Origin of the sequence: Nocardia sp. JCM 34519.1 (genome assembly GCF_020361265.1) — a bacterium.
In the GTDB taxonomy this organism is placed as follows: Bacteria; Actinomycetota; Actinomycetes; order Mycobacteriales; family Mycobacteriaceae; genus Nocardia; species Nocardia arthritidis_A.
Window position 1 is genome coordinate 1 of record NZ_JAIRBR010000019.1, and the last position, 23,750, is coordinate 23,750.

Genomic DNA, 23,750 nt, shown 5'->3' on the forward strand with positions numbered 1-23,750 from the left:
GCGTCTCAGCGGTCGAGACTCGCGCCTGCGGCGCATGCGCTTCGACCGCTGAGACGCGAGACGGGCCGCGAACGTCGTTCGTAAGACTCGCTCCCGACGACTTGGCCAATCATCGGACTGTGGCCTTGTTTTCGAGGGCTTGCGATCGAGTCCGATTGTAATTGAGTACGTTTCGTTCACATTGCCTATAAGACGTACTTGTGGTTCACTTCCCGCAGAGATGCGATCGGCGGGCGGTCGCGTAGTTGTCGTTTTGGGGGAGTCGTTCTTTTCCAATAACGGGAGCGCGGCGGCCCATGGGTCGCCCTGCGACCGAGCGTCTCGACAGGGACGACTGAGCGCGGCCGGTTCGGTCGCCGCTCGGGAAAGGGATAGCGAAAAGTGAAACATCGTAAGCCAACTCGGGTGGAGCGAGCGATGGCGAGCACATCGTTGCCACTGGCCACCGCGGCCGCCGTGGCCACCCTGTTCGCGGCGCCGGCGGGGGCGGCGCCGCAGGATACGCCGACCGTACCCCCGACCGTTCCGCCGACGCCCGCACCGCAGCAGCCGGGTAGCGATGTGCCGACCTCGGAGACGCCGGCGCCCAAGGCGGACAACACGCCGACGCCCGCACCGAGCCAGACGCCGAATCCGAGCCCCAGCCAGCCGGGCGTCACCACGCCGGATCCGAATCAGGTTCCGCCGAAGCCGCAGTCGCCGACTCAGCCGGGTGTGACCACGCCGCGCATCGCGCCGCTGCCGGTGCCGGGTCAGCAGGGCGGCGATATGCCCGCGGTGATGCCGGATCAGCCGGGCGTCCAGCAGCCGAAGCAGCCGGGCACCCAGCCGCAGCAGCCGGGCGGCACCCAGCCGCAGCAGCCGGGTCAGGCCAAGCCGCAGCAGCCGTCGGGCGACGCCAACAACGCCCAACCCAAGCCGCCGGCCGACACCCTGGTGCAGCCGCCGCAGCAGCCGCGCTGGCAGTCGCCGCACCTGGAGGCCGCCCCGCAGGCCCCGGTCGTGGAGATGACCGGACCGCATCTCGAGATCGGCGCGAACGTCGACGGTGGCGCGGTGCTGCCCGGATTCGTGGCGAACACCCACCACTTCAGCAATAAGGACGGTTACGTCGGCACCGTCGGCTACCACACCCCGACCGGTCAGGGTGAGGCCGGCATCTCGGTGGAGTTCGTCGACATCAACACCGTCAAGGTCACCAGCTACACCGGTGGCGAGGGCCTGGCCGACAGCAAGAACACCACGGTCATCGACACTACACAGGCGAATATCGCCAAGGCGGCGGTCGAGCACTGGATCGAATCCCAGCCGGGCGGCGCCGCGGCGCTGGAGGCGGCGAGGCATGCGGTCCCGCCGGTGCTGCCGCCGGGCGACATCGCACCGCAGACGGCCGATGTGGGTGGCGTCACCACCCAGTGGGGTGGTTCACTCCAGTACTGACACGTGCTGGTTCCATGGGTGGGGCGGTCGTTCGCGACCGCCCCACCCGTGTGTCCCGGGGAGAAAGGATGTGGGCTTGGCCACCGAGGGTGACGCGAAGGGTGACGAGCCGGATCGGCCCGCGTCGGCATTCGGTCCGCCCGTCTCCGACTCCACCGGTTCGGCTCCCGGATCGACCGGTCCGGAGGGCGAATTCGGTCCGCCCGTAGGCGAATTCGGTCCGCCGGTGAGCGAGTTCGGGCCACCGGTCGGTGAATTCGGTCCGCCGATGGGTGAATTCGGTCCGCCGGTCGGCGAGTTCAGGCCGCCGGTCGGCGAGTTCGGTCCGCCGATGGGTGACTTCGGCCGACCCATGGCTGAATTCGGCCCGCCCGCAACCGAATTCGGGCGACCCATGGCCGAGTTCGGCCCGCCCGCAACCGCATCCGGCCCATCCGCAACCGAATCCGGCCCGTCCGCAGCCGAATCAGGGCACCCGACAACGGAATCCGGCCAGCCCGGAGCCGAGTTCGGGCCGCCCACCGCGGAATTCGGCGCCCCGGTGGCCGAATCCGGTGCCGCCGAACATCCCGAGCTCATCTGGCGGCCCGCCGACGGTACGCCCGCGCCGCCGCCGCAGTACCGCGCTCCGGATTCGTCCGGGTATCCGACGCCGCCGCAGGATCAACCCGACGAGACCGAGCGGGAGCGGTGGTGGCAGAGCTCGACCGATTCGGGTGGTGTGCCGGTTCCGCCGCCGCCCGCTGCGCCGCAGTCGGGGCTGTCCTGGTCCGATGATCCGATCGCGCAGCGGCTCGCGCCCGGTTTTCAGAAGCCGCCCCCGGCTCAGCAGCGGCCGAAGAAGCGCACCTGGTTGATCGTGCTCGGCACCGCCGCCGCGCTGGCGGTGATCGTCGGCCTCGCCTTCACCATCGTCGCGGTGACCCGCAGCGGCGGCGGCACCGAGACGACCGCCGCTCTCGTGCCGACCAGCACCAAGGCCGAGCTGAGCTGCCCGCCGATCAAGGACGGCAAGGTGACGCAGAGCAACGGTCCCGGCGATACCGCCTCCGGTCCCGGCGCCATCCTCGGCTTCCAGTACGCGTTCTACGTGCAGCGCAGCGGGGAGCAGGCCAGGAAGTTCGTCGCGCCGGACAATGTGAACGTTTCGACGGCCGACATCATCCAGAAGGCCATCGACGAGCAGATCCCGGTCGGCACCACGCACTGTCTGCGGATCGTGGAGACCGCGCCGGAGACCTACGACGTCGACCTCACCGAACATCGGCCGGACGGCGCGACCCGGGTATATCTGCAGACGGTGAATACGGCGAACCGGGACGGCAAGGAGCTGGTCTACTCGATCAAGAACCGGGGCGAGTGACCGTTCCCAACATTTGGGAAATTGATTTCATATCCTGGTAGCGGTGTGCCAAAGTGGAGTATTCGCGTCTCCCTCGGAGGTACCCATGTCGCCGACCATCCCATCGCTCGCGGGCAAGCTCGGCGGACTACAGAGCTCGGCGATTCGTGACCTGCTGAAGCTCACCGTCCGCCCCGACATCATCGGGCTGGCCGGTGGCCTGCCGGATGCGGAACTGATGCCGAGGGAACGGATCGCCGTCGCGGCGGATGCGGCGCTGCGCGACAGCGCCTGCCTGCAGTACACCGAATCGCCGGGGTGGGCGCCGCTGCGCGCGGTGCTCGCGGAGCGGGAGTCGGCGCGGCTCGGGCGCACGGTCGAGCTGTCCGAGGTTTTCGTGACCCACGGTTCGCAGCAGGCGCTTTCGCTGCTCGCCGAGGTGCTGCTCGATCCGGAGGCGCTGGTGATCGTCGAGGATCCGGCGTATGTCGGTGCGCTGCAAGTGTTCCGGGCCGCTGGGGCGCGGATCGTCGCGGTGCCGCTCGACCGCGAAGGCATGCGGATCGACGCGCTGACCGAGCTGCTCGAGCGCGGGGAACGCCCGGCGCTCGTGCACACGGTCAGCAATTTCCACAACCCCGGTGGGGTGACGATGGCCGAGCACCGCAGGCGTGAACTCGCCGAACTCGCACAGCGGTACGGCTTTTGGGTGATCGAGGACGATCCGTACGGCGAGCTGTGGTTCGACCGGCCCGCCCCGGCACCGATCGCGTCCTACTCGCACAACGTGATTCGACTATCCAGTGCGTCCAAGATCCTCTCGCCCGCGCTGCGCGTCGGCTGGTTGATCGCGCCGGACGCGGTGTGCCGCGGCGTCGAGTTGCTGAAACAGGGCGCCGATCTTTGTGGTTCGGCGCTCACCCACCAGATCGCCGCCGATCTGCTTGCCGACGAGAGCTGGCTGGCCGGACACGTCGACTCGGTGCGCACCGCCTACGGCGCCCGCGCCAAGGCGCTGGTGCACGCGTTCCGCGCGACCTTCGGCGACCGGGCGAGCTGTACCGATGCCGCGGGCGGGATGTTCGTCTGGGCCGATTTCACCGACGGCACCGATACGGCAGACCTGCTGCCGCGCGCGCTGGAGCACGGCGTCGCATATGTGCCCGGTTCGGCCTTCGCCGTCGATGGCGGCTACCGGAATTCGCTGCGCATGTGCTTCACCACCTCCGACGAGGCGACGCTCACCGAGGCGATCGACCGGATGGCTCGCGCCGTCGGCTGAGGGGCGTGCCGCGCGCGGGAATTCGGCTCGGCGCGGGCAGAGGTCGGCTGCGCCCAAAAGCGGCCATGGTGAGTGCCGGGCGACCGAGCTCGACCCGGCGCAAGGCACGGGCGGCAGCGCTTATCGGGCGTGAAAGCCCTTGTCGCGCAACAGGTTTGCTCAGTCGACCCAGTTGTAGGTGCGTTCGACGGCCTTGTTCCATGCGGTCAGGTAGTTGTACCGGTCGGCCTCGGACATGGTCGGCTCCCATGTTTTGTCGGCGGTCCAGTTGGCGCGGATGTCGTCGGTGCCGGACCAGTAGCCCACCGCGAGCCCGGCGGCGTAGGCGGCGCCGAGCGCGGTGGTCTCGTTGACCACCGGGCGCACCACCGGCACGTCGAGGATGTCGGACTGGAACTGCATGAGCAGTTCGTTGCCGACCATGCCGCCGTCCACCTTCAGCGTGGTCAATTCCAGTCCGAGGTGCTGGGATTCGGCGTCGGCGCGCATCGCGTCGACCACCTCGCGGGTCTGGAACGCGGTGGATTCCAGCACCGCCCGCGCCAGGTGCGCCTTGTTCACGAACCGGGTGAGTCCGGCGATCACGCCGCGCGCGTCCGGACGCCAGCGCGGCGCGAACAGGCCGGAGAACGCGGGCACGATGTACGCGCCGCCGTTATCGGCGACACTGCTTGCCAGCGGCTCGATTTCGTCCGCGGACCCGATGAGGCCGAGGTTGTCGCGGAACCACTGCACCAGTGATCCGGTGACCGCGATGGAACCCTCCAGCGCGTAGACGGCCGGTTCGTAGCCGAGCCGGTAGCACACGGTGGTGAGCAGTCCGTGGCTGCTCGGCACGGGCGTGGTCCCCGTATTCAACAGCATGAAATTGCCTGTGCCGTAAGTATTCTTGGCTTCCCCGGGGGTGAGGCAGGCCTGGCCGAAGGTGGCCGCCTGCTGGTCGCCGAGTATGCCCGCGACCGGAATGCCGGCCAGCGGTCCCGAGTTGATCTCCGCGTATACCTCGGAGGAACTGCGAATCTGCGGCAGTATCGAGGACGGCACCCCGAATTCCGCGCACAGCTCCGAATCCCATTGCAGCGTACGAAGATTCATCAACATGGTGCGTGAGGCATTGGTGACGTCGGTGATGTGCTGCCCGGTGAGATTCCACAGCACCCAGCTGTCCATGGTGCCGAAGCACAGCTCGCCCGCCTCGGCGCGCTCCTTGGCGCCGTCGACGTGGTCCAGGATCCAGCGCAGCTTCGGCCCGGCGAAGTAGGTGGACAGCGGCAGCCCGGTGCGCTCCTGGTAGCGGTTCGGGCCGTATTCGCCGCCGAGCTCGATGGCCAGCCGGTCGGTGCGGGTGTCCTGCCAGACGATGGCGTTGTGAATCGGCTTGCCGGACTTGCGATCCCACACCACGGTGGTCTCGCGCTGATTGGTGACGCCGACCGCGGCGATCTCGTCGGCCCGCACGCCCGCGCGCTCCAGGACCTCGCCGAGCACCGATTCGGTGTTGCGCCAGATGCTTTCGGGATCGTGCTCGACCCAACCCGGGCGCGGGAAGATCTGCTCGTGCTCCCGCTGGGCGACGCCGACGAGGTGTCCACGCCGGTCGAAGACGATGCACCGGCTCGAAGTCGTGCCCTGATCGATGGCGGCCACATAGCGACGCATTCGTGCAGGTTACTAAACCGGATGCGCCGAAGACGGCATATCGGGCCGCCCCGCGCCGGGCGACACGGCCCGGACGCGGTCGGGGCGAAACGCGGCGTTTCGCATAGCCTGTACCAGAAAGCTCGATCACACACCCGGCTGGAGGAGTCGAGCATGACCAAGAAACCGGAATCGCAGGCGCTCGGTCCGGAGCAGCGGCGGGCGGCGTGGGAACGGTTCGGTAAGGATCACTTCGACGTGGTCGTCATCGGGGGCGGCGTGGTCGGCGCGGGTATCGCCCTCGACGCGGCCACCCGTGGCTTGCAGGTGGCCCTGGTCGAGGCCCGCGATCTGGCCTCCGGGACGTCCAGCCGGTCGTCGAAGATGTTCCACGGCGGCCTGCGGTATCTGGAACAGCTGGAGTTCGGGCTGGTGCGCGAGGCGCTGCGGGAGCGCGAACTGGCGCTGTCGATGCTGGCCCCGCACTTGGTGAAGCCGCTGCGTTTCCTCTACCCGCTCACCCACCGGGTGTGGGAGCGGCCGTACGTCGCCTCCGGGCTGGTGCTCTACGACACCATGGGCGGCGCGAAATCCGTTCCCGGACAACATCATCTGAGTCGGCACGGGGCGCTTCGGCTGGCCCCCGGGCTCAAGCGGAGCGCGCTGATCGGCGGCGTCACCTACTACGACACCGTCGTCGACGATGCCAGGCACACCATGACCGTCGCCCGCACCGCGGCGCACTACGGCGCGGTGATCCGCACCTCCACCCAGGTGGTCGGCTTCCTGCGCGAGGCGGACCGGGTGGTCGGGGTGAAGATCCGCGACAGCGAGGACGGCCGCACCGGCGAGGTCCGCGCGCATGTGGTGATCAACGCGACCGGCGTGTGGACCGACGAGGTGCAGGCGTTGTCGAACAATCGGGGCCGGTTCCACGTGCGCGCCTCCAAGGGTGTGCACATCGTGGTGCCGCGCGACCGCATCGTCAGCGATGCGGCGATCATCCTGCGCACCCCCACCTCGGTGCTGTTCGTCATCCCGTGGGGCGCGCACTGGATCATCGGCACCACCGACACCGACTGGAATCTGGACCTCGCGCATCCGGCGGCGACCAAGGCCGATATCGACTACCTGCTGGACCGGGTGAACCAGGTGCTGGTCACCCCGCTCACCCACGACGATATCGACGGCGTCTACGCGGGCCTGCGCCCCCTGCTGGCCGGTGAGAGCGACGAGACCTCCAAACTGTCCCGCGAGCACGCGGTGGCCAGGGTCGCGCCCGGACTGGTCGGCATCGCGGGCGGTAAGTACACCACCTATCGGGTGATGGCCTACGACGCGATGGACGAAGCGGCGCAAGACATTCCGGCCCGGGTCTCGCCATCGATCACCGAGAAGGTGCCGCTGCTCGGCGCCGACGGCTATTTCGCGCTGGTCAACCAGACCGTGCAGCTGGCCGAGGCGTACGGCGTGCACCCCTACCGGATCAAGCATCTGCTCGACCGCTACGGTTCGCTGATCGACGAGGTGATGGCCATGGCGGCGGGCAAACCCGAACTGCTGCAACCGATTACCGACGCCCCGTCGTATCTGCAGGTGGAGGTGGTGTACGCGGCGGCGGCCGAGGGCGCGCTGCACCTGGACGACATCCTGGCCCGCCGCACCCGCATCTCGATCGAATACTCGCACCGCGGCTCGCACTGCGCCGAGCAGGTCGCGCAGTTGGTCGCGCCGGTGCTCGGCTGGGACGAGGACGAAATCGACCGCGAGGTAAGGACTTATCAGGCGCGGGTGGACGCCGAGGTGCGCTCGCAGACCCAGCCCGACGACGCCTCCGCCGACGCGCTGCGCATCGCCGCGCCCGAACCGCGCCCGGAGATCCTGGAACCGGTGCGGGCCGAGGGCTGAGGTTCAGCCGCCGAGCCCGGGCGGCGGGAGGGTGATGGTCGCGATGGTGCCGCCGCCCGGCGCTGGCTCCATTGTCGCTGTGCCGCCGTGCAATTCGGCGATCCAGGCGACCAACGACAGCCCGATGCCGCTGCCGCGTCCGCTGGTGACGCCGCGCTGGAACGGATTGCTGGACAGCTGCGGGTTCAGCCCGGCGCCGTGGTCGCGCACGCTGACCCGGCCCTCGGCCACGTAAACCTCCACCGGCGCATGCGGATTCACCGCGCCGTGGGTGATGGCGTTCTCGATCAGATTGCGAATGGCCAGGCTCAGCAGCGCCGGATCGCCGACGATCACCGACGGATTGGCTTGTACCACAACGTTTTTGCCGGTGAATTCGTCGGCGACCGATTCGGTGAGCTGGTCGAGCAGCAGCTGCACCCGCTCCATGGTGGTGACGCCCGCCTGCATCCTGGCCCTGGCCAGCAGCCCGGCCACGATCCGCTCCATCCGGTCACCGAGTGCGCGGGCATCGGCCAGCGCCCGCTCCAATTCGTGCGGGTTGCGCCGCCGTGGCTCGCTGACCAGCCGCAGCGTCGCCAGCGGCGTGCGCAGCTCGTGCGCGGCATCGCCGAGGAAGCGTTCTTGCTCGTCCACCATTACGACGGCCTGCCGGATGCTGCGCCCGGAAAGCAGGTGCGCGGCGATCGCGGCCAGCGTGACGAGTACCAGCCCGCCGACGATCAGACCCCACAGCAGCAGCGCCCGATCACGGTCGTGCGCACCGGGATTGGTGCCGACGATGATCGCCGCCTGCACCTGCGAATCGGGCCAGCTGACCGGCGCGACCGCCAACCGCACCGGCCTGCCGACGCTGTCGGTGCCGCTCTTGAAATGGGTGCCCTGGGTGCCGGGTACGGAGATATCGTCGGCGAGCGCCCTGATGCCGTCCTTCTTCGGCAGCCAGGAGTTCAGGTGCTCGTACACCGTTTTCCATTTGCCGTCGCTGGTGTCGGTGAGCACCATGACGGCCATCTCGCCGTTGGCCAGGTCGTCGCCCTGCAGTGCGCTGGCATCGATGGTGTCGTCCTGCAGCACCAGGGCGCGCTGCACCCCGGCCACCACCCGGTCCAGCGCGTCGTCCACGGCTTGGTCGCGGGAGCGCGCGTCGATGGTCGCCGCGACGGCGCCGAGGATGATCAGGCTCAGCGCGGCGATCGTGGTGATGAGCGCGGTCAGTTGCCAGCGGGTGCGCCGGAGCCGGGCCACCGCGGGACGCGCGTCGGATGAGGACAGTCTGGTGGAAATCTTCAGGTTCCGATCATGAAGCCGGTGCCGCGAATGGTTTCGATCACCGGGGGAGCTCCGAGCTTGCGGCGCAGCTGCGCGATCACGGCGTCGACAACGTTGGACGCCGGCTCGGCCATTTCGTCCCAACAACATTCGATGAGTTCGGTGCGGGAGACGACGCTGCCCGCGCGGGCGGCGAGCAGTTCGAGCACGGCGAATTCCTTCGGGGTCAGCGACCGCAGGATTCCGGCGCGCATGACACGGCGGCGGGGTAGATCGATATCGATATCGCCGAGTACGAGCCGCGACGGCGCGGGCTGTTCCCGGCGGCGGCACAGCGCGCGCACCCTGGCCGCGAGTTCGGCCAGGGCGAACGGTTTGACCAGGTAGTCGTCGGCGCCGTTCTCGAAGCCGGCGATCCGGTCGGCCAGGCCGTCGCGGGCGGTGAGCATGAGCACCGGAACGCGCTGTCCGGCCTGACGTTTGGCCGCGACCAGCTGCAGGCCGTCGCCGTCGGGCAGGCCGCGGTCGACGACAAGGCAGTCGTAGGTGTTGACGGAGATCTTCAGATCTGCGTCGGCAACATGATGGGCGAGGTCCACCGCGAACCCGGCCGAACGCAATCCCGCCGCTACCTCGTTGCCAAGGCCTTCGTCGTCCTCAACTACCAGAACTCGCACGAGGTCTGAGAATAAGGTATTCCACTGTTGGTGTGCAGTTCGGCAACCGGTGAGTGGCCCTGATGGGCGGGGCCACTCGATGCCGCGGACTCGAATCAGAAGGTGTACAGGTCGAAGCTCACGCCGTCCGGGGCGTACCGGCATTCCCACTGGGTGCCACCGGTCTTCGGCGAATTGCCATCGGCCTGGCAAGCCTCGAGCGTCGCGTAATTGCCGACGTAATCGGCGTGCGCGATCCCGGTGCCCGCGGCGAGCGCGGCGACGGCGAGCGCGGAGGCGGCGATGGCGGACTTGAGCTGCATGGTGTTCTTTCCCTTTCGTCGGGCGCCTCGAGCGGCGCGGGACAAGAAAACCAATGCCTCCGTGAGAATTTCGTGATGTACCCGAAAGAGCTGGTCAGCGCGGCCTGCGGGCCTCGACGCCGGCCGCCCAGCCCACCAGCTCGCGGATGTAGTGCAGCACCACCTCGTCGGGATAGCGCTGCGGGTTGTCCAGGTGCAGCCGGGCCAGTTCCTCCAGGGCCGCCAGCAGGATTCGCTCGGTGGGTCCGTTCGGATCCACTTCGACACCGGCGAACCGGGACAGGTGCCTGGCCCCGACCGCGCGCGCATAGGAGCGCCCGAGCTCCAGCCGGGCACGCAGATTCGGCGGTCCACCGTCCGGCGGGCTGAGCATGATCTGCCAGCTGGTCGGCGCGGCGTGCAGATAGGCGAGGATGCCTTCGGCCACCTGATCGATGGTGTCGGCGGCCCAGTCGACGCTGCTGACGCCGGATAGCGCGATACCCGTTTCGCGGTCGAGCAGCGCGGTCATCAGCCCGTTCAGATCGGTGAACTGCTGATACACCAGTGCCCGCGCCACGTCGGCCTCGCGGGCGACGCGCTCGATGGTCACCGCGCCGAAACCGTCGGCGCCGACGATATCCCTTGCCACGTCCAGTAATTGGGCCCGTCGATCGGTCGCCGACATGCGGCGCTTCGGTGCTGTCGACTCCGGGCCGGTCCGCCCCGCAGTGTTCACGAATGAGACGGTAGCGCAAGCAGTAGATCCACCGCCCTGGCGGCGCTCTGCACCGCGCTCTCCATGGTGGCCGACCAGTCGGTCGCGGTCCAGTCGCCGGCCAGCACCAGCGTCGGCACCGAGGTGCGCTGGTCCGGGCGCAACCCATGGGTGCCGACCACTTGGGAGAAGGTGGCGCGCGGCATTTTGACCACCTGTGCCGCAACGACTTTCGCGTCGCGGGCGGCCGGGTAGTAGCGGCGCAGCAGCTCGACCTGTTCGGTGACGATCTCCTCGTTGGACTTGTGGATCTGCTCGTACGCACCGCTGGTGGTCAGGCAGTAGAGCCAGGCCCGCTCGGTATCGCGGCCGGTCATCCGCTGCCGGTCGAAGACCTCGTCGATCACGCCCGTGCCGCCGATCAGTGCCTCGAATTCGGATTTGGTGCCGAGCGGCCGGTCCAGGTACAGGTTGGTGCTGACGATCGGGGTGTGGCCGAGTTTGTCGGCGGCCGCGTACAACTCGGCGTGTTCGGGCAGGTCGTCGAGCAGTCCGCCGACGGCCGAATTGGGCACCGCGCAGACCACCGCGTCGGCGGGCAGCACCGAGCCGTCGGCGAGCGCGACGCCGGTGACCCGCCCGTCGGCGATCTGGATGCGCCGGGCCACCGCGCGATAGCGCACCTCTACACCGTGCTTTTCGAAGTAGCGCAGTGCGCCGGTGATGTAGAGGGTGTCCAGATCGGTGGTCGGATAGCCGATGGTCGCGGGTCGGCGATGTTTGACGCCGAGCCGGATGCCGGTGGCCATCACATCGGCGAGCACCTTCGCCGACTCCTGCCGCACCGGCTCCGCCGCGACCCCGAGCGCAATCCAATCCCAAAGTGCCTCACGGGCTTTCGCGGGCATGCCGATCCGCTGAAACCACTGCTCGGTGGTCAGGTCGGCGAGGTCGGCCGGTTGATGCAGGCACTGCCAGCCCAGGCGCAGCGTGGCCAGCAGTGCGCGGGCCCGCTCGACCGGGCTCGCGTCCGGATGCGCGCCGGACAGTGTGCGCAGCGCGCCGAGGCCCTTGGTATGCATGGTGACGGCGCGGCCGTCGGGCCAGCGCAGCGTGCCCTGGTGCGGGAACTTGACGTACTGCCTGGTGCCGATGGTTTTCAGATAGCGGAACAGGTGGTCGTAGCCGCTGGCGATCACGTGCTGGCCGTTGTCGGGCGGATCGTCGACGGCGTCGACCGCCATCGCGTGGGTGCGTCCGCCGAGCCTGCCGCGGCGTTCCAGCAGCGTCACCCGCTTACCCGCCTCGGCCAGCCAGACGGCGGCCGCGAGACCGGCCAGACCGCCGCCGATGACGACGTATTGTCGGGGATCGTTCATCGCCGCACTCCCTTTGGTGCTCGCGCGCGGTCGCCTTCGGACTGGTGGCTGTGCACCGAGCTACTGTGCGCGGCTATGCCGGTGCGGATGGGGACAGCGCTTAACTTACAATTCGTAAGTTAAGCGCGATTCCGGCGGCGGGTCAAGGGTGGACCGACAGTGACGGCGGCGTGGTATTCCGGTGCTCCGGCGAATCCTGATGCAGCAGAAGATAACCGAAGACCGCCGTGACGACGGCGGCGAACGCGGCGGCGAGCAGCTGCGCCGCGATCGCGAGCAGCATGCGCCTGCCCGTCCGCGATGTAGCCACCATTTCTCACTCCCGCATCGTGTGCCCGTTATGTGCCGCAAGGGGTGTCGGCCGCGGGTCGCCCGGTGTTAGCAACTGTGCGGCAACTTGCATTGTGTGCGATATTCGACATGAGATGTCGCAGGCGCGGCGGTAACCCATGTTTGCTATGCCCTGTTCGACGGATTGTCGGTACGCTGCCCGCCATGCGCACCCTGATCAGCACCGCCTTCATTTCCCTCGACGGCGTCATGGAGGCTCCGGGCGGCGAACCCGGCTACCGCAATTCCGGATGGACCTTCAAGAACATCGATTTCGTGCCCGAGGCATACGAGATCAAGCAGCGCGAGCAGGATGAATCCACCGCGATCCTGCTGGGCCGGGTCAGCTACCAGGCCTTCAGCCCGGTGTGGCCGCAGATGGCGGAGTTCAGCGGCTACAAGGCCATGCCGAAATACGTCGTCTCGACCACCCTGACCGACCAGGACCTGGTCGCCGACTGGGGGCAGACCACTATCCTGCGCACGCTCGACGAGGTCGCCGCACTCAAGCAGACCGAAGGCGGCCCGATCATCGTCCACGGCAGCGCCACGCTGAACCACGGCCTCGCCGACGCGGGCCTCATCGACCGCTACCACCTGCTCGTCTTCCCGCTGCTGCTCGGTGCGGGCAAGCGACTGTTCCCCGCGACGGACAAAGACGCCCAGCAGTTGAAGTTGGTCGAATCCGAGGTCTACTCGAATGGGTTGCAGAAGAACGTCTTCGACGTCATCCACTGACCTTTGGATTGCGGGTAGCGATCGGCGCCGCGCGTATGGGAAGCCGGAATCTATGCGGGGGCGGATTGGCAGCGCGGGCAGAAGTAGATGCCGCGTTCGCGTTGGGTGATTCGGTCGTTATCGGGGAAAGTTTCGCCTAATAGCCGAACCACCAGCGCGGTGCCGCAGCGTTGGCATGGTCTGCGCTGGCGGCCGTAGGCGAGTGGGCGCCAGGGTGGTTCGTGTGCGGCCTTGGTCAGTACCCGGTGTGCCTCGTGCACCAGTGCGGGCAGATCGGGCACGTCCGCCACCGGCGTCGCCGGATGGACTCGGCGCAGATAGCAGACCTCGCTCCGGTAGATATTGCCGATGCCCGCCAGATTCCGCTGATCCAGCAGCGCCAGCCCGATCGGCTGATCCGGATGCTCCGCCAGCCGCCGAACCGCCTCGGCCGCATCCCAGTTCGGCCCGAGCAGATCCGGGCCCAGATGGTCGGTGGCGGTATGTTCCTCATCCGCCCGCAGCACCTCGACGAGGCCGAGCGAGAACCCGACCGCCTCTATCTCATCCGTGCCGAGCACCACCCGCGCCTGCACCCGCGGCCTCGTCCACCGCTGCCCGCAGTGGAACACCCGCCACTCACCCTCCATCTTCAGATGGGTATGCACGCTCACCGTCGGCGTCCGGATGAACAGGTGTTTCCCGTAACTGCCGACGCTTTCCACCGCCTGCCCGACCAAATCCACCGTCGCATACCGAGGCACCCGAAAATCACTGCGCGCCAACACTTTCCCCTCCAATTCCGCGCGCAGTCGAGCGGCAGTGCGAAACACCGTGTCACCCTCGGGCATCACACCCCACATCTCGGCACCCAACCGCCGGACCGTGTCGGCTGATGGTGTTGCCCAAGCCTGCCGGGCTGGGTCGGAGGATGGTCCTGCCCGAGTCTGCTGGGCCGGGCTGGCTGATGGTGTTACCCAAGCCTGCCGGGCTGGGTCGGAGGATGGTGCTCCCCGAGTCTGCTGGGCCGGGCTGGCTGATGGCGCTGTCCGGGCACACTGGGCCGTGCTGGCTGGCGGTGCTGCCCGAGTCTGCTGTGCTCGATCGGCTGATGGCGATACCCGGATGCGCTGGGCAGGCTCTACTGGGTGCCTTGATTCCGCTGTGCGCGTTCATATTTGACGCCTGAGGCGGAGGCCGCGTGGGGTGTTGGCGAATCCGGCCGCGGTGAGGAAGGCGGCGAAGGTGTTGCCGTGCACGGAATCTCCGTCGACCTTGTCGATGACGATGGAGTCGACTCGGCGGCTGTGCACGAGATCGGCGAGCGCGGTGGCGGCGGCGTTGCGGATATCCGGGTCCTCGGTGAAGGTGAGCAGGGTTTTGCCGCCGCGTTCCAGGTAGAGGACTAGTTCACCGCCGACCAACACCACCAGTGCACCCGCCTTGCGGCCGGGGCGGTGGCCGCTGTCCGCGTCACCCTTCGGCCACGGCAGCGCCGCGCCGTATGGATTGGCCGGATCGCAGGCGGCAAGGGCCAGCGCCTTGGTTGCCGCGTCCTTCTGCTCGGTGCCGGCGCGGGCGCGTTCGGTGTCGAAGGAACGCAGGCGATCCACCACATCGGTGGTGGAGAATTGCGCGCCGCCGAGGGAATCGACGAAATAGCCGCGGCGGCAGCGGCCCCGGTCCTCGAATTCGGTGAGCACCCGGTACATCAGGGCGAATCCACCGGGCACGCCCTCGTTCTGTACCGAGCCCCGGGTCAGCACGCCGTACCGCTCCAGCAGCAGGTCGGCCGTCGCATGTGCGCGAACGGTGTTGTCCGCCACCCGATCCGGCAGCAGCGACCAGCGCCCCGCCACCGCGGGCGGCCCGGTCCGGCTCGGCATATTCGGTCTGGGCAGGTAGGCCCGGCCGCGTGGTGTTCGGCGCGGCGTGCGATGCGCCGTCGTGGTCCTCGACGTGCCGGACAGCAGCGCCCGCACCGGCGCGAAGGTGTCGCCGGCCACCAACCCGGCCCACACCAGATCCCACAGCGCCGCAGCCACTTTCGCGTCATCGAGCAAACCGCTGGCGTCGGATAGCTGGCGGAAGAAGTACGCCCCGCCGCCGTGCAAGATGGGCGGCGGCAGCGGCGTCGACGCACGGGTGATCGACTTCCCCTCTGCCGCAACACTGCTCGGCTTCTTATCCCGCGCGGTAGTGCCGCCTGAGCGCACACCATCGCTCGAATCGACCTCCGGCGCATCGTCGGTCCATGGCGCGCCGCCGCGTTGTCCGGACCGGCGGCCTACCGGCGAATCCGGCTGCGCCTCAACGTCACCCGGCAGATCGTCGAGCGAAACCGGCGGCCGGATCGCGGGCAGAGCGTCGGATTCCGGCACCGGGGTCCATGCGGCGATCGACGCGCCGAGCGCGGTGAGCAGGCGCAGGTGCAGCTCGGTCAGCTCGATCTCGTCCGGCGGCGGCAAGGTGAAGGGGGCCTGGTCGGCCAGGTGCAGTGCGATCCAGCCGTCCTTGGCGGTGATCGAGCCGTGCCCGGACCAGATGACCTCGCCGGTGGCCATGAGCTCGTCCAGCATGGCGGGGGAGTAGTCGCGGACCCGGGCGGGCAGGATCAGCGATTCCCACGCGGAGGCCGGAATCGGCACGCCGGCAAGCTGTTCCACCACCGCGGCGACACCGTCGGCGCCGCGCAGCTCACCGGTGCCGACATGCTGCCAGGCCGGAAGGAAGCGACCGAGGGCGGCGGTGGCCACCGGTTCCACCTCGTGCCGGGCCGCGGCCAGCGAGCGGCGGCGCAGCCTGCGCAGCACCTGTACATCGCACCATTCGGTGCCGCCGGCCGACGGCGTGAATTCGCCCTCCACCACCCGTTTCTCGGCCACCAGCTGATGCAGTGCCGCAGCGGCGACGGCGGTGCCGAGCCCGAACCGCTCGGCCACCGCCTCGGTGGCGAACGGGCCGTGCGTGCGGGCGTAGCGGCCGACGAGATCGCCGAGCGGATCGGCGACCGGCTCGATGAACGCGGCCGGTGTGCCGATCGGCAGCGGCACCCCCAGCGCATCACGCAGCCGGGCGGCATCCTCCACCGCGGCCCACCAGCGTCGTCCGGCGAACGAAACCTCCAGTGCCCGGCGCGATTTCATCAGCTCGGCGAACCAGGGCGCCGGATCGTCCACGCAACGGTCGCGCGCTTCGGCGGCGGTGAGCGGGCCGAGTAACCGCAGCAGATCCGCGAGCCCCTCCAGATCGCGCGCCTGCCGGTCGGGTGTGAGCCGCTGCAGTTCCCGTTCGGTGAGTTCCAGTACCGACGCGTCGAGCAGTTCGCGCAATTCGACCCGGCCGAGCAGTTCGGCGAGCAGCCCGGAATCCAAGGACAAGGCCGCGGCGCGGCGTTCGGCGAGCGGGCTGTCCCCGTCGTACATGAACTGGCCGATGTAGGCGAACAGCAGCGAGTTCGCGAACGGTGACGGTGTCGCGGTCTCCACCTCGACCAGGCGCAGCTGCCTGCGCGCCACCCGGCCGAGCAGATCCCGCAGCGCGGGCAGATCGTAGACGTCGCGCAGGCATTCCCGCACCGTCTCCAACAGGATCGGGAATTCGGGGAACTTGCGCGCGACATCGAGCAGCTGGGCCGAGCGCTGCCGCTGCTGCCACAGCGGCGCGCGTTTACCCGGATCCCGGCGCGGCAGCAGCAACGCCCGCGCCGCGCATTCGCGGAACCGGGACGCGAAAAGCGCTGAGCCGCCGACCTGCTCGGTGACGATATCGTCGATTTCGTCCGGTTCGAAGACGAACAGTTCCGCGCCGGGCGGATCGTCGGTGGTGTCGGGCAGCCGCACCACGATGCCGTCGTCGGAGGCGTTGGGCGCGGCGTCGACCCCGAACCGCTCACGCAGCCGCGCGCCGACGGCCAGCGCCCACGCCGCGTGCACCGGTAGCCCGTACGGCGAATGCAGCACCAGCCGCCAGTCGCCGAGTTCGTCGCGGAACCGCTCGACCACCAGGGTCCGGTCGGTGGGGAGGTGTCCGGTGGCGGTGCGCTGCTCGTCCAGCAGCGCACTCAGATTCGACCGGGCGAAATCGTCCAATCCGGCTGCGGCGGTGAGCTTTTCCAGAGTTTCCTGGCTGCCGCCCGCCTTGCGCACGAATTCGCCGAGCGCGGCGCCGAGTTCGGCGGGACGGCCGAGCCCGTCACCATGCCAGAACGGCAACCGGCCGGGCTGGCCGAACGCGGGTGTCACCAGCACCCGATCGAAGGTGATCTCCTCGATCCGCCAGCTGGTGGCGCCGAGCGCGAACACATCGCCGACCCGCGATTCGTAGACCATCTCCTCGTCGAGTTCGCCCACCCGCGAAGCCTTTTCGCCGACCATGAACACCGCGAACATGCCGCGGTCCGGGATCGCCCCGCCCGAGGTGACCGCCAGCCGCTGCGCGCCGGGCCGTCCGGTGAGCGTGCCGGCGTCCCGGTCCCACACCAGTCGCGGCCGCAGCTCGGCGAATTCGTCGGAGGGGTAGCGCCCGGCCAGCAGATCGAGCACCGACTCGTAGGCGGAACGCGGCAGCGCCGCGTAACTGCCGGTGCCCCTTACCGTTTCGAACCAGGCGTCGACGTCGATCGGCTCCAGCGCGCAGGCCGCGACGGTCTGCTGGGCCAGGATGTCCAGCGGATGCGCGGGCAGCCGCAACTCCTCGATCCGGCCCTCCGTCATCCGCTGGGCGGTGACAGCGCAATGAATCACGTCGGTGCGGTGTTTGGGAAAAAGCACGCCGCGCGAGATCTCGCCGACCTGATGTCCGGCGCGGCCGATGCGTTGCAGCCCGCTCGCCACCGACGGCGGCGCCTCGACCTGGACGACGAGATCGACCGCGCCCATATCGATGCCGAGTTCGAGGCTGCTGGTGGCGACGACGCAGCGCAACCGCCCGCTCTTCAGATCGTCCTCGATCAGCGCCCGCTGCTCCTTGCTCACCGACCCGTGGTGCGCGCGGGCCAACAGCTCACCCGCGCCGTGGATCACATCGGTGGACGGGCCGAGTAGTGCGGGGGGCGGGTGTGCGGTGTCCACCGGATCGCCGATGCGCGCCGCATACGCCTCGTTGAGCCGCGCGGTGAGTCGTTCGGCCAGCCTGCGCGAGTTGGCGAACACGATCGATGACCGGTGTCGCAGAACGAGATCCACGATGGCCTCGTCGACGTGCGGCCAGATCGAGCCCGGTTGGTCGGATTCCTCGCCCGGTTCGGTCATATCCGGGATCGGTACGCGGACCGACAGGTCGAAGGTTTTGGGTGCGGGCGGCGCGACGACGGTGATCGGCGCATTGCCGACCAGGAACCGGCCCACCTCCTCGGGCGGGCGCACGGTCGCCGACAGGCCGATACGCTGAGCCGGGCGTGCCCGCCCGCCCTCCGACGCTGTTGTCAACTGATCCAGTCGGGCCAGCGAAAGCGCAAGGTGCGCACCGCGTTTGGAGCCCGCGATGGCATGCACCTCATCGACGATCACGGTTCGCACCGTGCGCAAGGTCTCCCGGGCGGCCGAGGTCAGCATGAGGAACAGCGACTCGGGCGTGGTGATGAGGATGTCGGGCGGGGTGCGCTGCATGGCCCGGCGCTCGGCCGCGCCGGTATCGCCGGAGCGGACCCCGACGGTGATGTCGGGTGGTTCGAGTCCGAGCCGTTTCGCGGTCTGGGTGATGCCGACCAACGGTGCGCGCAGGTTGCGTTCCACGTCTACGGCCAGCGCCTTCAGTGGCGAAACGTATAGCACGGTCGTACCGACAGGGGACTTGACAGTCGGTTTGTCCCGAATGGCCAATTGATCTATCGCCCACAGGAATGCCGACAGCGTCTTGCCCGATCCGGTCGGCGCGATGACCAGCGTGTGCTCACCCGCCGCGATCGCGCGCCACGCGCCCAACTGAGCGGGCGTCGGCGCCGGAAAAGCGCCGTCGAACCACTCTCGGGTCGCGGTGGAGAACGGGGTCATGGCATCAGTGTGCCTCGCGGCACCGACAAGATCGCCCGCCGTCCGCGCACAGCGAAGCGGGAGCAATCGGATTACGGCTGGCATTCGCGCGCCGTAGGCTTCCATCCGTGCACAAGGTGCTGAGACTCGACCTGGTCAGCCATGGCATGACCGAGGCGATGCGAAAGGCACGTTTTCCAGTCGATGAATCGCTGACCGAGGCCGGTCGCCGTTCGATCGCCGCCGCGGGTCCGCTCACCGCGGCACGGGTGCTCACCGGGCCCGAGCGCCGGACCGTCGAAACCGCCGCGCTGATGGGGTTACCCGGTGAAGAGGACACCCGGCTACGCGATCTGGACGCGGGTGCGTGGCGCGGCGGTGAGCTGATGTCCGTCCCGCAGGACGAGCTCTACGCGTGGCTCACCGACCCGAAGTTCCGCGGGCACGGCGGCGAATCCGTCATGGACGTGATCGAGCGGACCCGCTACTGGATGGCCGAGATCGCCTCCGACGGCATGTCGACGGTGGCGGTGACCCATCCGGCGGTGATCAGGTCGGCGTTGCTGGTGACGCTGGACGCACCGCCGAAATCGTTCTGGCGGATAGATATTCCGCCGGGCAGCGTCACCCGGCTGCACTATCGCGGCGAGTGGTCGCTGCACTTCACCTCATGACGCGTTCTCGGTCGAGAGCGCGGCGGCATAGGCGCGCAGCGGTCCGTCACCCGTCGTCAACAGCAGTCGCAGCGCGTCGGTGACCAGCCGCGCGGGCAGTGCCGGGTCGATGGCGCGCTGCATGCCGAGCCCGATGCCCATGCTGAGGATCGCGGTCGCGGCGTCTTCCACGGATACCGGCAGGTCGACGCCCCTGTCGTCGGCGAGGCGCTGTACCTGGGCGGCGACGGCGCCGCGCACCATGGCGAGGCTGGACCGCAGCGCGGCCTGCAACTCCGGATCGTCGCGGGCGACCGTGGCGAATTCGAATTCCAGCAGGGTCCATCCGACATCGCCGATCGTGTGCTCGGCCCATGCCTGGAAGCGCTCGAGTTGCTCGTCGAGCGTGCCTCCGTCCTCGATCAGGGCGGTGATCTCCTCGAATTTGGTCGTGTGAATCAGCTGCAGCACCTCGAGGCCGAGTTCCTTCTTGGTGCGGAAATTCGAGTAGACGGCGCCTTTGGAGTATCCGGTCTCCTCGGCCACCCGCTCCAGGCTGGTCTTCGCGTAACCCTCGGCAAGGAATAGATCGCGGGCGGTGGCGATCAGCTCGGCCCTGGTGCGGGCCTGACTCTCGGACCGGGTCAGTCGTGCCATTTCACGATTCTACGAACCGGAAGATTTCGGATACCGTTGGTATCTGAAGGCTGTTACTGTGTGAAACCATGGGTAACAACAACGGGTCCCGACGGCGCGGCCTGGCCATCGGCTGCGGTGGCACGCTGGGCGCCGCCTGGACCGTCGCGGCTCTCGCCGCGGTCCGCGACGTGTTGAACTGGGATCCGCGCGAGGCCGACGTGCTGATCGGCACCTCGGCGGGCGCTGAGCTGGTGACCGTGCTCGGCAGCGGCGTCGCGGTGGACGAACTGGTCGCGATGCAGCGCGGTGAATCGGCGAATCCTGTTCTGGCCGAGCACATTCGCAACGATCCGGGACGTTTCCCACCGCTGCCGAGGCCGCGGCTCGGCGCACCCAGGCTGACCGTGCGCGGCCTCGGCTCGGGGCAGGCCGCGCTCACCGCAGGTGCGGGCCTGCTGCCGCGCGGCGGTGGCGACGCGTCCTGGCTGCAGCGGCTCGCCGACGGATTGAATCCCGGACGGACCTGGGTGCCGCACCCGGCCACCTGGTTGGTCTCCGTCGACACCACCACTGGACAGCGGATCCCGTTCGGCGCGCCGGACGCGCCGAGCGCACCGCTCGGTGCGGCGCTGCGGGCATCGTGGGCGGTGCCCGGCTGGTTCCCGCCGGTCGAGATCGGCACGCGGACATACGTCGACGGCGGCGCGGCGTCCACGGCGTCGGTGGATCTGCTTGCGGCGCAACGGCTCGACGAACTCGTCGTACTCGCGCCGATGGCCTCCGCCGAACGGATCCCGGCGCGCTCGATCGGCCATCTCCTCGAACGGCAGCTGCGAAATCGCATGAGCGCCAGGCTTTCCACCGAAATCGGTCAGTTGCGCGCCGCGGGCACCCGGGTGCTGTTCCTCGGCGTGACCGCGGCCGATCTCGCGGTGATGGGACCCAACTTCATGGACGGCCGCCGCCGTCGCGACACCTTCGAACATAGCCTGCGCAGCACCCGCTCGGTGCTCGAACAAGGAGCCTTCGCATGAGAATTCTCGGTCACGGTTATCCGGAAATCGACCTGACGGGCGCGCGGGTGCTGATCACCGGCGCCGGGCGCGGTATCGGCGCCGCGACCGCGGAGTTGTTCGCGGCCAAGGGATCCGAGGTCGTCATCGCCGACGTCGATGGCGCGGCGGCCGAGGCGTGCGCCGCCGCACTCGGTGCGAAAGCCGTTGAGCTGGACGTGCGTTCGCGCGGGCAGTGGGACGATGCTGTCACCGGAATCGGCCCGGTCGACATCCTGGTGAACAATGCGGGCGTCATGCCCGCCGGCGCCTTCCTCGACGAGCCGGATGTGGTGGGGCAAGCCACGATCGATATCAATGTCTGGGGTCTCATCCACGGTATGCGCGCCGTCGCGCCCGGCATGATCGAGCGCGGGCGCGGCCACATCGTCAATGTCGCCTCGCTGGCGGGCAAGATTCCGATCCCCGGGCTCGCGGTGTACAACGCGAGCAAGTTCGCGGCCGTAGGACTCAGCGCCGCAACACGTTTGGAGTTCGCGGAGCGCGGCGTCAGCGTCAGCTGCGTCATGCCGTCGGCCGTGCGCACCCGCCTCTCCGCCGGATTCGCCCTCGGCCACGGCATGCCGACCGTCGACCCGGAGGATGTGGCCGCCGCCATCGTCCGCACCTGCGCCACCCGCAAGGCGGAGGTCGCCGTGCCGAACTACCTCGGCGCCATCGACGTAGCCATCGCCGCAACCCCCGAACGCGCGATCCGCCTGTTCCGCAAGCTCATCGACGGCGACCGCGCCCTCCACCCTGCCGACGCCACCGCCCGCGCGAAATACGAGGAGCAGGTCCGCGAGATCAGCTGATATGCCGGATTCGGTTGTCCCCGTCGCTTTCTGGGCGGCGGGGGCGCTGCACCGAGTTAATTCCGGATAGTCCGTCACCGGGAAGATATCTGTCCGGCAGGCGGATTCACCGACTCGCGCCGAGTAACTCCAGGCAGGCTTCCAAATCGTCGGCTCCGGCGGCCGTGGTACGCGCGGCGATCGCGTCCAGGGCATCGCGGGCCGACAGCAGATCGGCGATGGCATTGTTCAATCGCTCGCGCTCGCGGCCCAGGTCGGGCAGTATGCCCGCGCAGGCTGGCTCCAGCAGTTGTCCATCCGCCACCATGCACGGCAGCAATTCGGCGATGGTCGCGGTGTTCAACCCGGCGGCGAGTAACTGTCGGATGGCCCGCACCGTCGCGACGTCGGCTGCGGCGTACTCGCGATACCCGCTCGGAAGGCGCGCCGGGGACAGCAACCCCTGTTCCTCGTAGTAGCGCAGCAGTCGCTGGCTGACTCCGGTCCGCTGGGAGAACTCTCCTATCCGCATGTGACGACCACCACCCTCGGTTGACTCTCACACTGATGTGAGGCTCCAGGCTAATTCGTATGACGAATCAGCGAAACACTTCGGTCGGTGTCATCGGTCTCGGACCGATGGGGCGGACCATTGCGAAAACCCTGCTCGCCGAGGGGAATACGGTCACGGTCTGGAACCGGACGCCGGATAAAGCCGACGATCTCGTGCAAAAGGGCGCTCGCCGTGCGGCATCCGCCGCGGAGGTGATCGCGGCGAGCCCGATCACGCTCATCTGCATCAATGATTACCCGGCCGTGCACGCCGTACTCGTGTCGGCCGATGACGCGCTATCCGGCCGCGCTCTGGTCAATCTCACCTCGGGTACGCCGAAAGAGGCTCGCGTGCAGCGTGATTGGGTAACCGGGCGAGGCGCCGACTATCTCGACGGCGTGATCCTGGTGCCGCCCCCGCTGGTCGGCAAACCCGAATCGGTGTTTCTCTACAGCGGCGCCCGCGAGGTCTTCGATGCACATCGTCCGACGCTCACCGTCCTGGGCGAGCCGCGTTACCTGGGCGGCGATCCAGGCTCAGCGGTGCTGTACAACGTCGCGCTGCTCGACCTCATGTACGCGACCATGAACGGCTTCCTGCACGCCACGGCACTGATCGACACGGCGGACGCGAACCGGGCCGAATTCATCGATCTCGCGTTGAAGTGGTTCATGCCGGATGTCGTCGTCGGCACACTCGCCGAGTATGCGCCCGCACTCGGCAGCGGCAGCTATCCCGGTGATCTCGGCACCATGCACGTGAATCGAAACGCGTTGGACCACATCACCAGAACCAGCGCCGAGCAGGGGATCCACACGGATCAACCGGCATTGATGCGCACGATCGCCGATCGGGCGATCGCGGCGGGTCGCGGCGGGGAGAACTATCTGGCCGTCTATGAGGTCTTCAAGAAGCCGTAGCGCGTAGAGGTATCCGCGAAGTTGCTCTGGATTCACATGCGGATGACGTGGCCGATGTGATCGGCGTCGCGTGGCCGGGGTCACATTCGGGCTAGCATCTTGCGAAGCGGGTGCCCATTACAGACCGGCTGGATTGAGCAGATTGCGCAAGTTTGTGAACCACGGTTGTTCACTTCGCGCAGA

The 23,750-nt window shown here is 68.5% G+C and carries 19 protein-coding genes and 1 pseudogene; 9 read left to right on the forward strand and 11 right to left on the reverse strand.

Going from position 1 to position 23,750, the window contains the following annotated elements:
• Nucleotides 1-417 precede the first annotated feature (417 nt).
• The 3 genes from LGY53_RS33345 to LGY53_RS33355 all read left to right on the forward strand — a co-directional run bounded on the left by LGY53_RS33345 (nucleotide 418) and on the right by LGY53_RS33355 (nucleotide 4,064).
• Nucleotides 418-1,440, forward strand: a complete 1,023-nt coding sequence (locus LGY53_RS33345; protein WP_225730683.1) for a hypothetical protein — start codon at nucleotides 418-420, stop codon at nucleotides 1,438-1,440.
• Nucleotides 1,441-1,516: 76 nt separating this feature from the next.
• Nucleotides 1,517-2,803: a hypothetical protein gene (locus tag LGY53_RS33350; RefSeq protein ID WP_225730684.1), complete on the forward strand. Its 1,287-nt coding sequence runs from the start codon at nucleotides 1,517-1,519 to the stop codon at nucleotides 2,801-2,803.
• Between the two features lie 85 nt (nucleotides 2,804-2,888).
• Nucleotides 2,889-4,064 (forward strand): PLP-dependent aminotransferase family protein, encoded by a 1,176-nt coding sequence (locus LGY53_RS33355; RefSeq protein ID WP_225730685.1) that lies wholly within the window; start codon nucleotides 2,889-2,891, stop codon nucleotides 4,062-4,064.
• A 159-nt stretch (nucleotides 4,065-4,223) separates the two neighbouring features.
• On the opposite strand, the gene glpK is transcribed toward LGY53_RS33355, so the two are convergent.
• Complete coding sequence (glpK, locus tag LGY53_RS33360) at nucleotides 4,224-5,723, reverse strand: glycerol kinase GlpK (protein ID WP_225730686.1); 1,500 nt, start codon at nucleotides 5,721-5,723, stop codon at nucleotides 4,224-4,226.
• A gap of 153 nt (nucleotides 5,724-5,876) precedes the next feature.
• Between glpK and glpD the strand changes: the two genes are divergently transcribed.
• On the forward strand, nucleotides 5,877-7,610 hold the full coding sequence (glpD, locus tag LGY53_RS33365; protein ID WP_167472361.1) for a glycerol-3-phosphate dehydrogenase: 1,734 nt from the start codon (nucleotides 5,877-5,879) through the stop codon (nucleotides 7,608-7,610).
• Nucleotides 7,611-7,613: 3 nt separating this feature from the next.
• Here glpD and LGY53_RS44275 read toward each other — a convergent pair whose 3' ends face one another.
• The 6 genes and pseudogenes from LGY53_RS44275 to LGY53_RS33395 form a co-directional block, all read right to left on the reverse strand.
• A complete protein-coding gene (locus tag LGY53_RS44275; RefSeq protein WP_225730687.1) occupies nucleotides 7,614-8,858 on the reverse strand; it encodes a HAMP domain-containing sensor histidine kinase in 1,245 nt (414 codons plus the stop codon).
• 41 nt (nucleotides 8,859-8,899) lie between these two features.
• Nucleotides 8,900-9,559, reverse strand: a complete 660-nt coding sequence (locus LGY53_RS33375) for a response regulator transcription factor (RefSeq protein ID WP_225730688.1) — start codon at nucleotides 9,557-9,559, stop codon at nucleotides 8,900-8,902.
• Nucleotides 9,560-9,654: 95 nt separating this feature from the next.
• On the reverse strand, nucleotides 9,655-9,861 hold the full coding sequence (locus LGY53_RS33380; RefSeq protein WP_225730689.1) for a hypothetical protein: 207 nt from the start codon (nucleotides 9,859-9,861) through the stop codon (nucleotides 9,655-9,657).
• Nucleotides 9,862-9,955: 94 nt separating this feature from the next.
• Nucleotides 9,956-10,579: a helix-turn-helix domain-containing protein gene (locus LGY53_RS33385; RefSeq protein WP_308103031.1), complete on the reverse strand. Its 624-nt coding sequence runs from the start codon at nucleotides 10,577-10,579 to the stop codon at nucleotides 9,956-9,958.
• A pseudogene (hpnE, locus tag LGY53_RS33390) lies at nucleotides 10,576-11,943 on the reverse strand (hydroxysqualene dehydroxylase HpnE); the annotation flags it as partial. The pseudogene hpnE and the gene LGY53_RS33385, both read right to left, overlap by 4 nt.
• Before the next feature lie 136 nt (nucleotides 11,944-12,079).
• Nucleotides 12,080-12,250 (reverse strand): hypothetical protein, encoded by a 171-nt coding sequence (locus LGY53_RS33395; protein WP_225730691.1) that lies wholly within the window; start codon nucleotides 12,248-12,250, stop codon nucleotides 12,080-12,082.
• A gap of 182 nt (nucleotides 12,251-12,432) precedes the next feature.
• On the opposite strand from LGY53_RS33395, the gene LGY53_RS33400 reads away from it, so the two are divergent.
• Complete coding sequence (locus LGY53_RS33400; protein ID WP_225730692.1) at nucleotides 12,433-13,005, forward strand: dihydrofolate reductase family protein; 573 nt, start codon at nucleotides 12,433-12,435, stop codon at nucleotides 13,003-13,005.
• A gap of 50 nt (nucleotides 13,006-13,055) precedes the next feature.
• On the opposite strand, the gene LGY53_RS33405 is transcribed toward LGY53_RS33400, so the two are convergent.
• On the reverse strand, nucleotides 13,056-13,835 hold the full coding sequence (locus LGY53_RS33405) for a DNA-formamidopyrimidine glycosylase family protein (protein ID WP_225730801.1): 780 nt from the start codon (nucleotides 13,833-13,835) through the stop codon (nucleotides 13,056-13,058).
• A 321-nt stretch (nucleotides 13,836-14,156) separates the two neighbouring features.
• A complete protein-coding gene (locus tag LGY53_RS33410; protein ID WP_225730693.1) occupies nucleotides 14,157-18,977 on the reverse strand; it encodes an ATP-dependent helicase in 4,821 nt (1,606 codons plus the stop codon).
• Nucleotides 18,978-19,084: 107 nt separating this feature from the next.
• Between LGY53_RS33410 and LGY53_RS33415 the strand changes: the two genes are divergently transcribed.
• A complete protein-coding gene (locus LGY53_RS33415; protein WP_167472370.1) occupies nucleotides 19,085-19,630 on the forward strand; it encodes a histidine phosphatase family protein in 546 nt (181 codons plus the stop codon).
• Here the strand turns inward: LGY53_RS33415 and LGY53_RS33420 are convergent.
• Complete coding sequence (locus LGY53_RS33420; RefSeq protein WP_225730694.1) at nucleotides 19,625-20,266, reverse strand: TetR/AcrR family transcriptional regulator; 642 nt, start codon at nucleotides 20,264-20,266, stop codon at nucleotides 19,625-19,627. The two genes, LGY53_RS33415 and LGY53_RS33420, sit on opposite strands and share 6 nt — an antisense overlap.
• A 68-nt stretch (nucleotides 20,267-20,334) precedes the next feature.
• On the opposite strand from LGY53_RS33420, the gene LGY53_RS33425 reads away from it, so the two are divergent.
• A complete protein-coding gene (locus LGY53_RS33425) occupies nucleotides 20,335-21,282 on the forward strand; it encodes a patatin-like phospholipase family protein (protein ID WP_225730695.1) in 948 nt (315 codons plus the stop codon).
• The gene (locus tag LGY53_RS33430; RefSeq protein WP_225730696.1) at nucleotides 21,279-22,115 is read left to right on the forward strand and encodes an SDR family oxidoreductase; all 837 of its coding nucleotides are present in this window, start codon (nucleotides 21,279-21,281) and stop codon (nucleotides 22,113-22,115) included. The genes LGY53_RS33425 and LGY53_RS33430 overlap by 4 nt, the downstream gene beginning before the upstream one ends.
• Nucleotides 22,116-22,221: 106 nt before the next feature.
• On the opposite strand, the gene LGY53_RS33435 is transcribed toward LGY53_RS33430, so the two are convergent.
• On the reverse strand, nucleotides 22,222-22,626 hold the full coding sequence (locus LGY53_RS33435) for a MerR family transcriptional regulator (RefSeq protein WP_225730697.1): 405 nt from the start codon (nucleotides 22,624-22,626) through the stop codon (nucleotides 22,222-22,224).
• 59 nt (nucleotides 22,627-22,685) lie between these two features.
• On the opposite strand from LGY53_RS33435, the gene LGY53_RS33440 reads away from it, so the two are divergent.
• Nucleotides 22,686-23,567 carry an NAD(P)-dependent oxidoreductase gene (locus LGY53_RS33440; protein WP_225730698.1) on the forward strand — a complete coding sequence of 294 codons (882 nt, stop codon included), beginning with the start codon at nucleotides 22,686-22,688 and terminating at the stop codon, nucleotides 23,565-23,567.
• Nucleotides 23,568-23,750 lie beyond the last annotated feature (183 nt).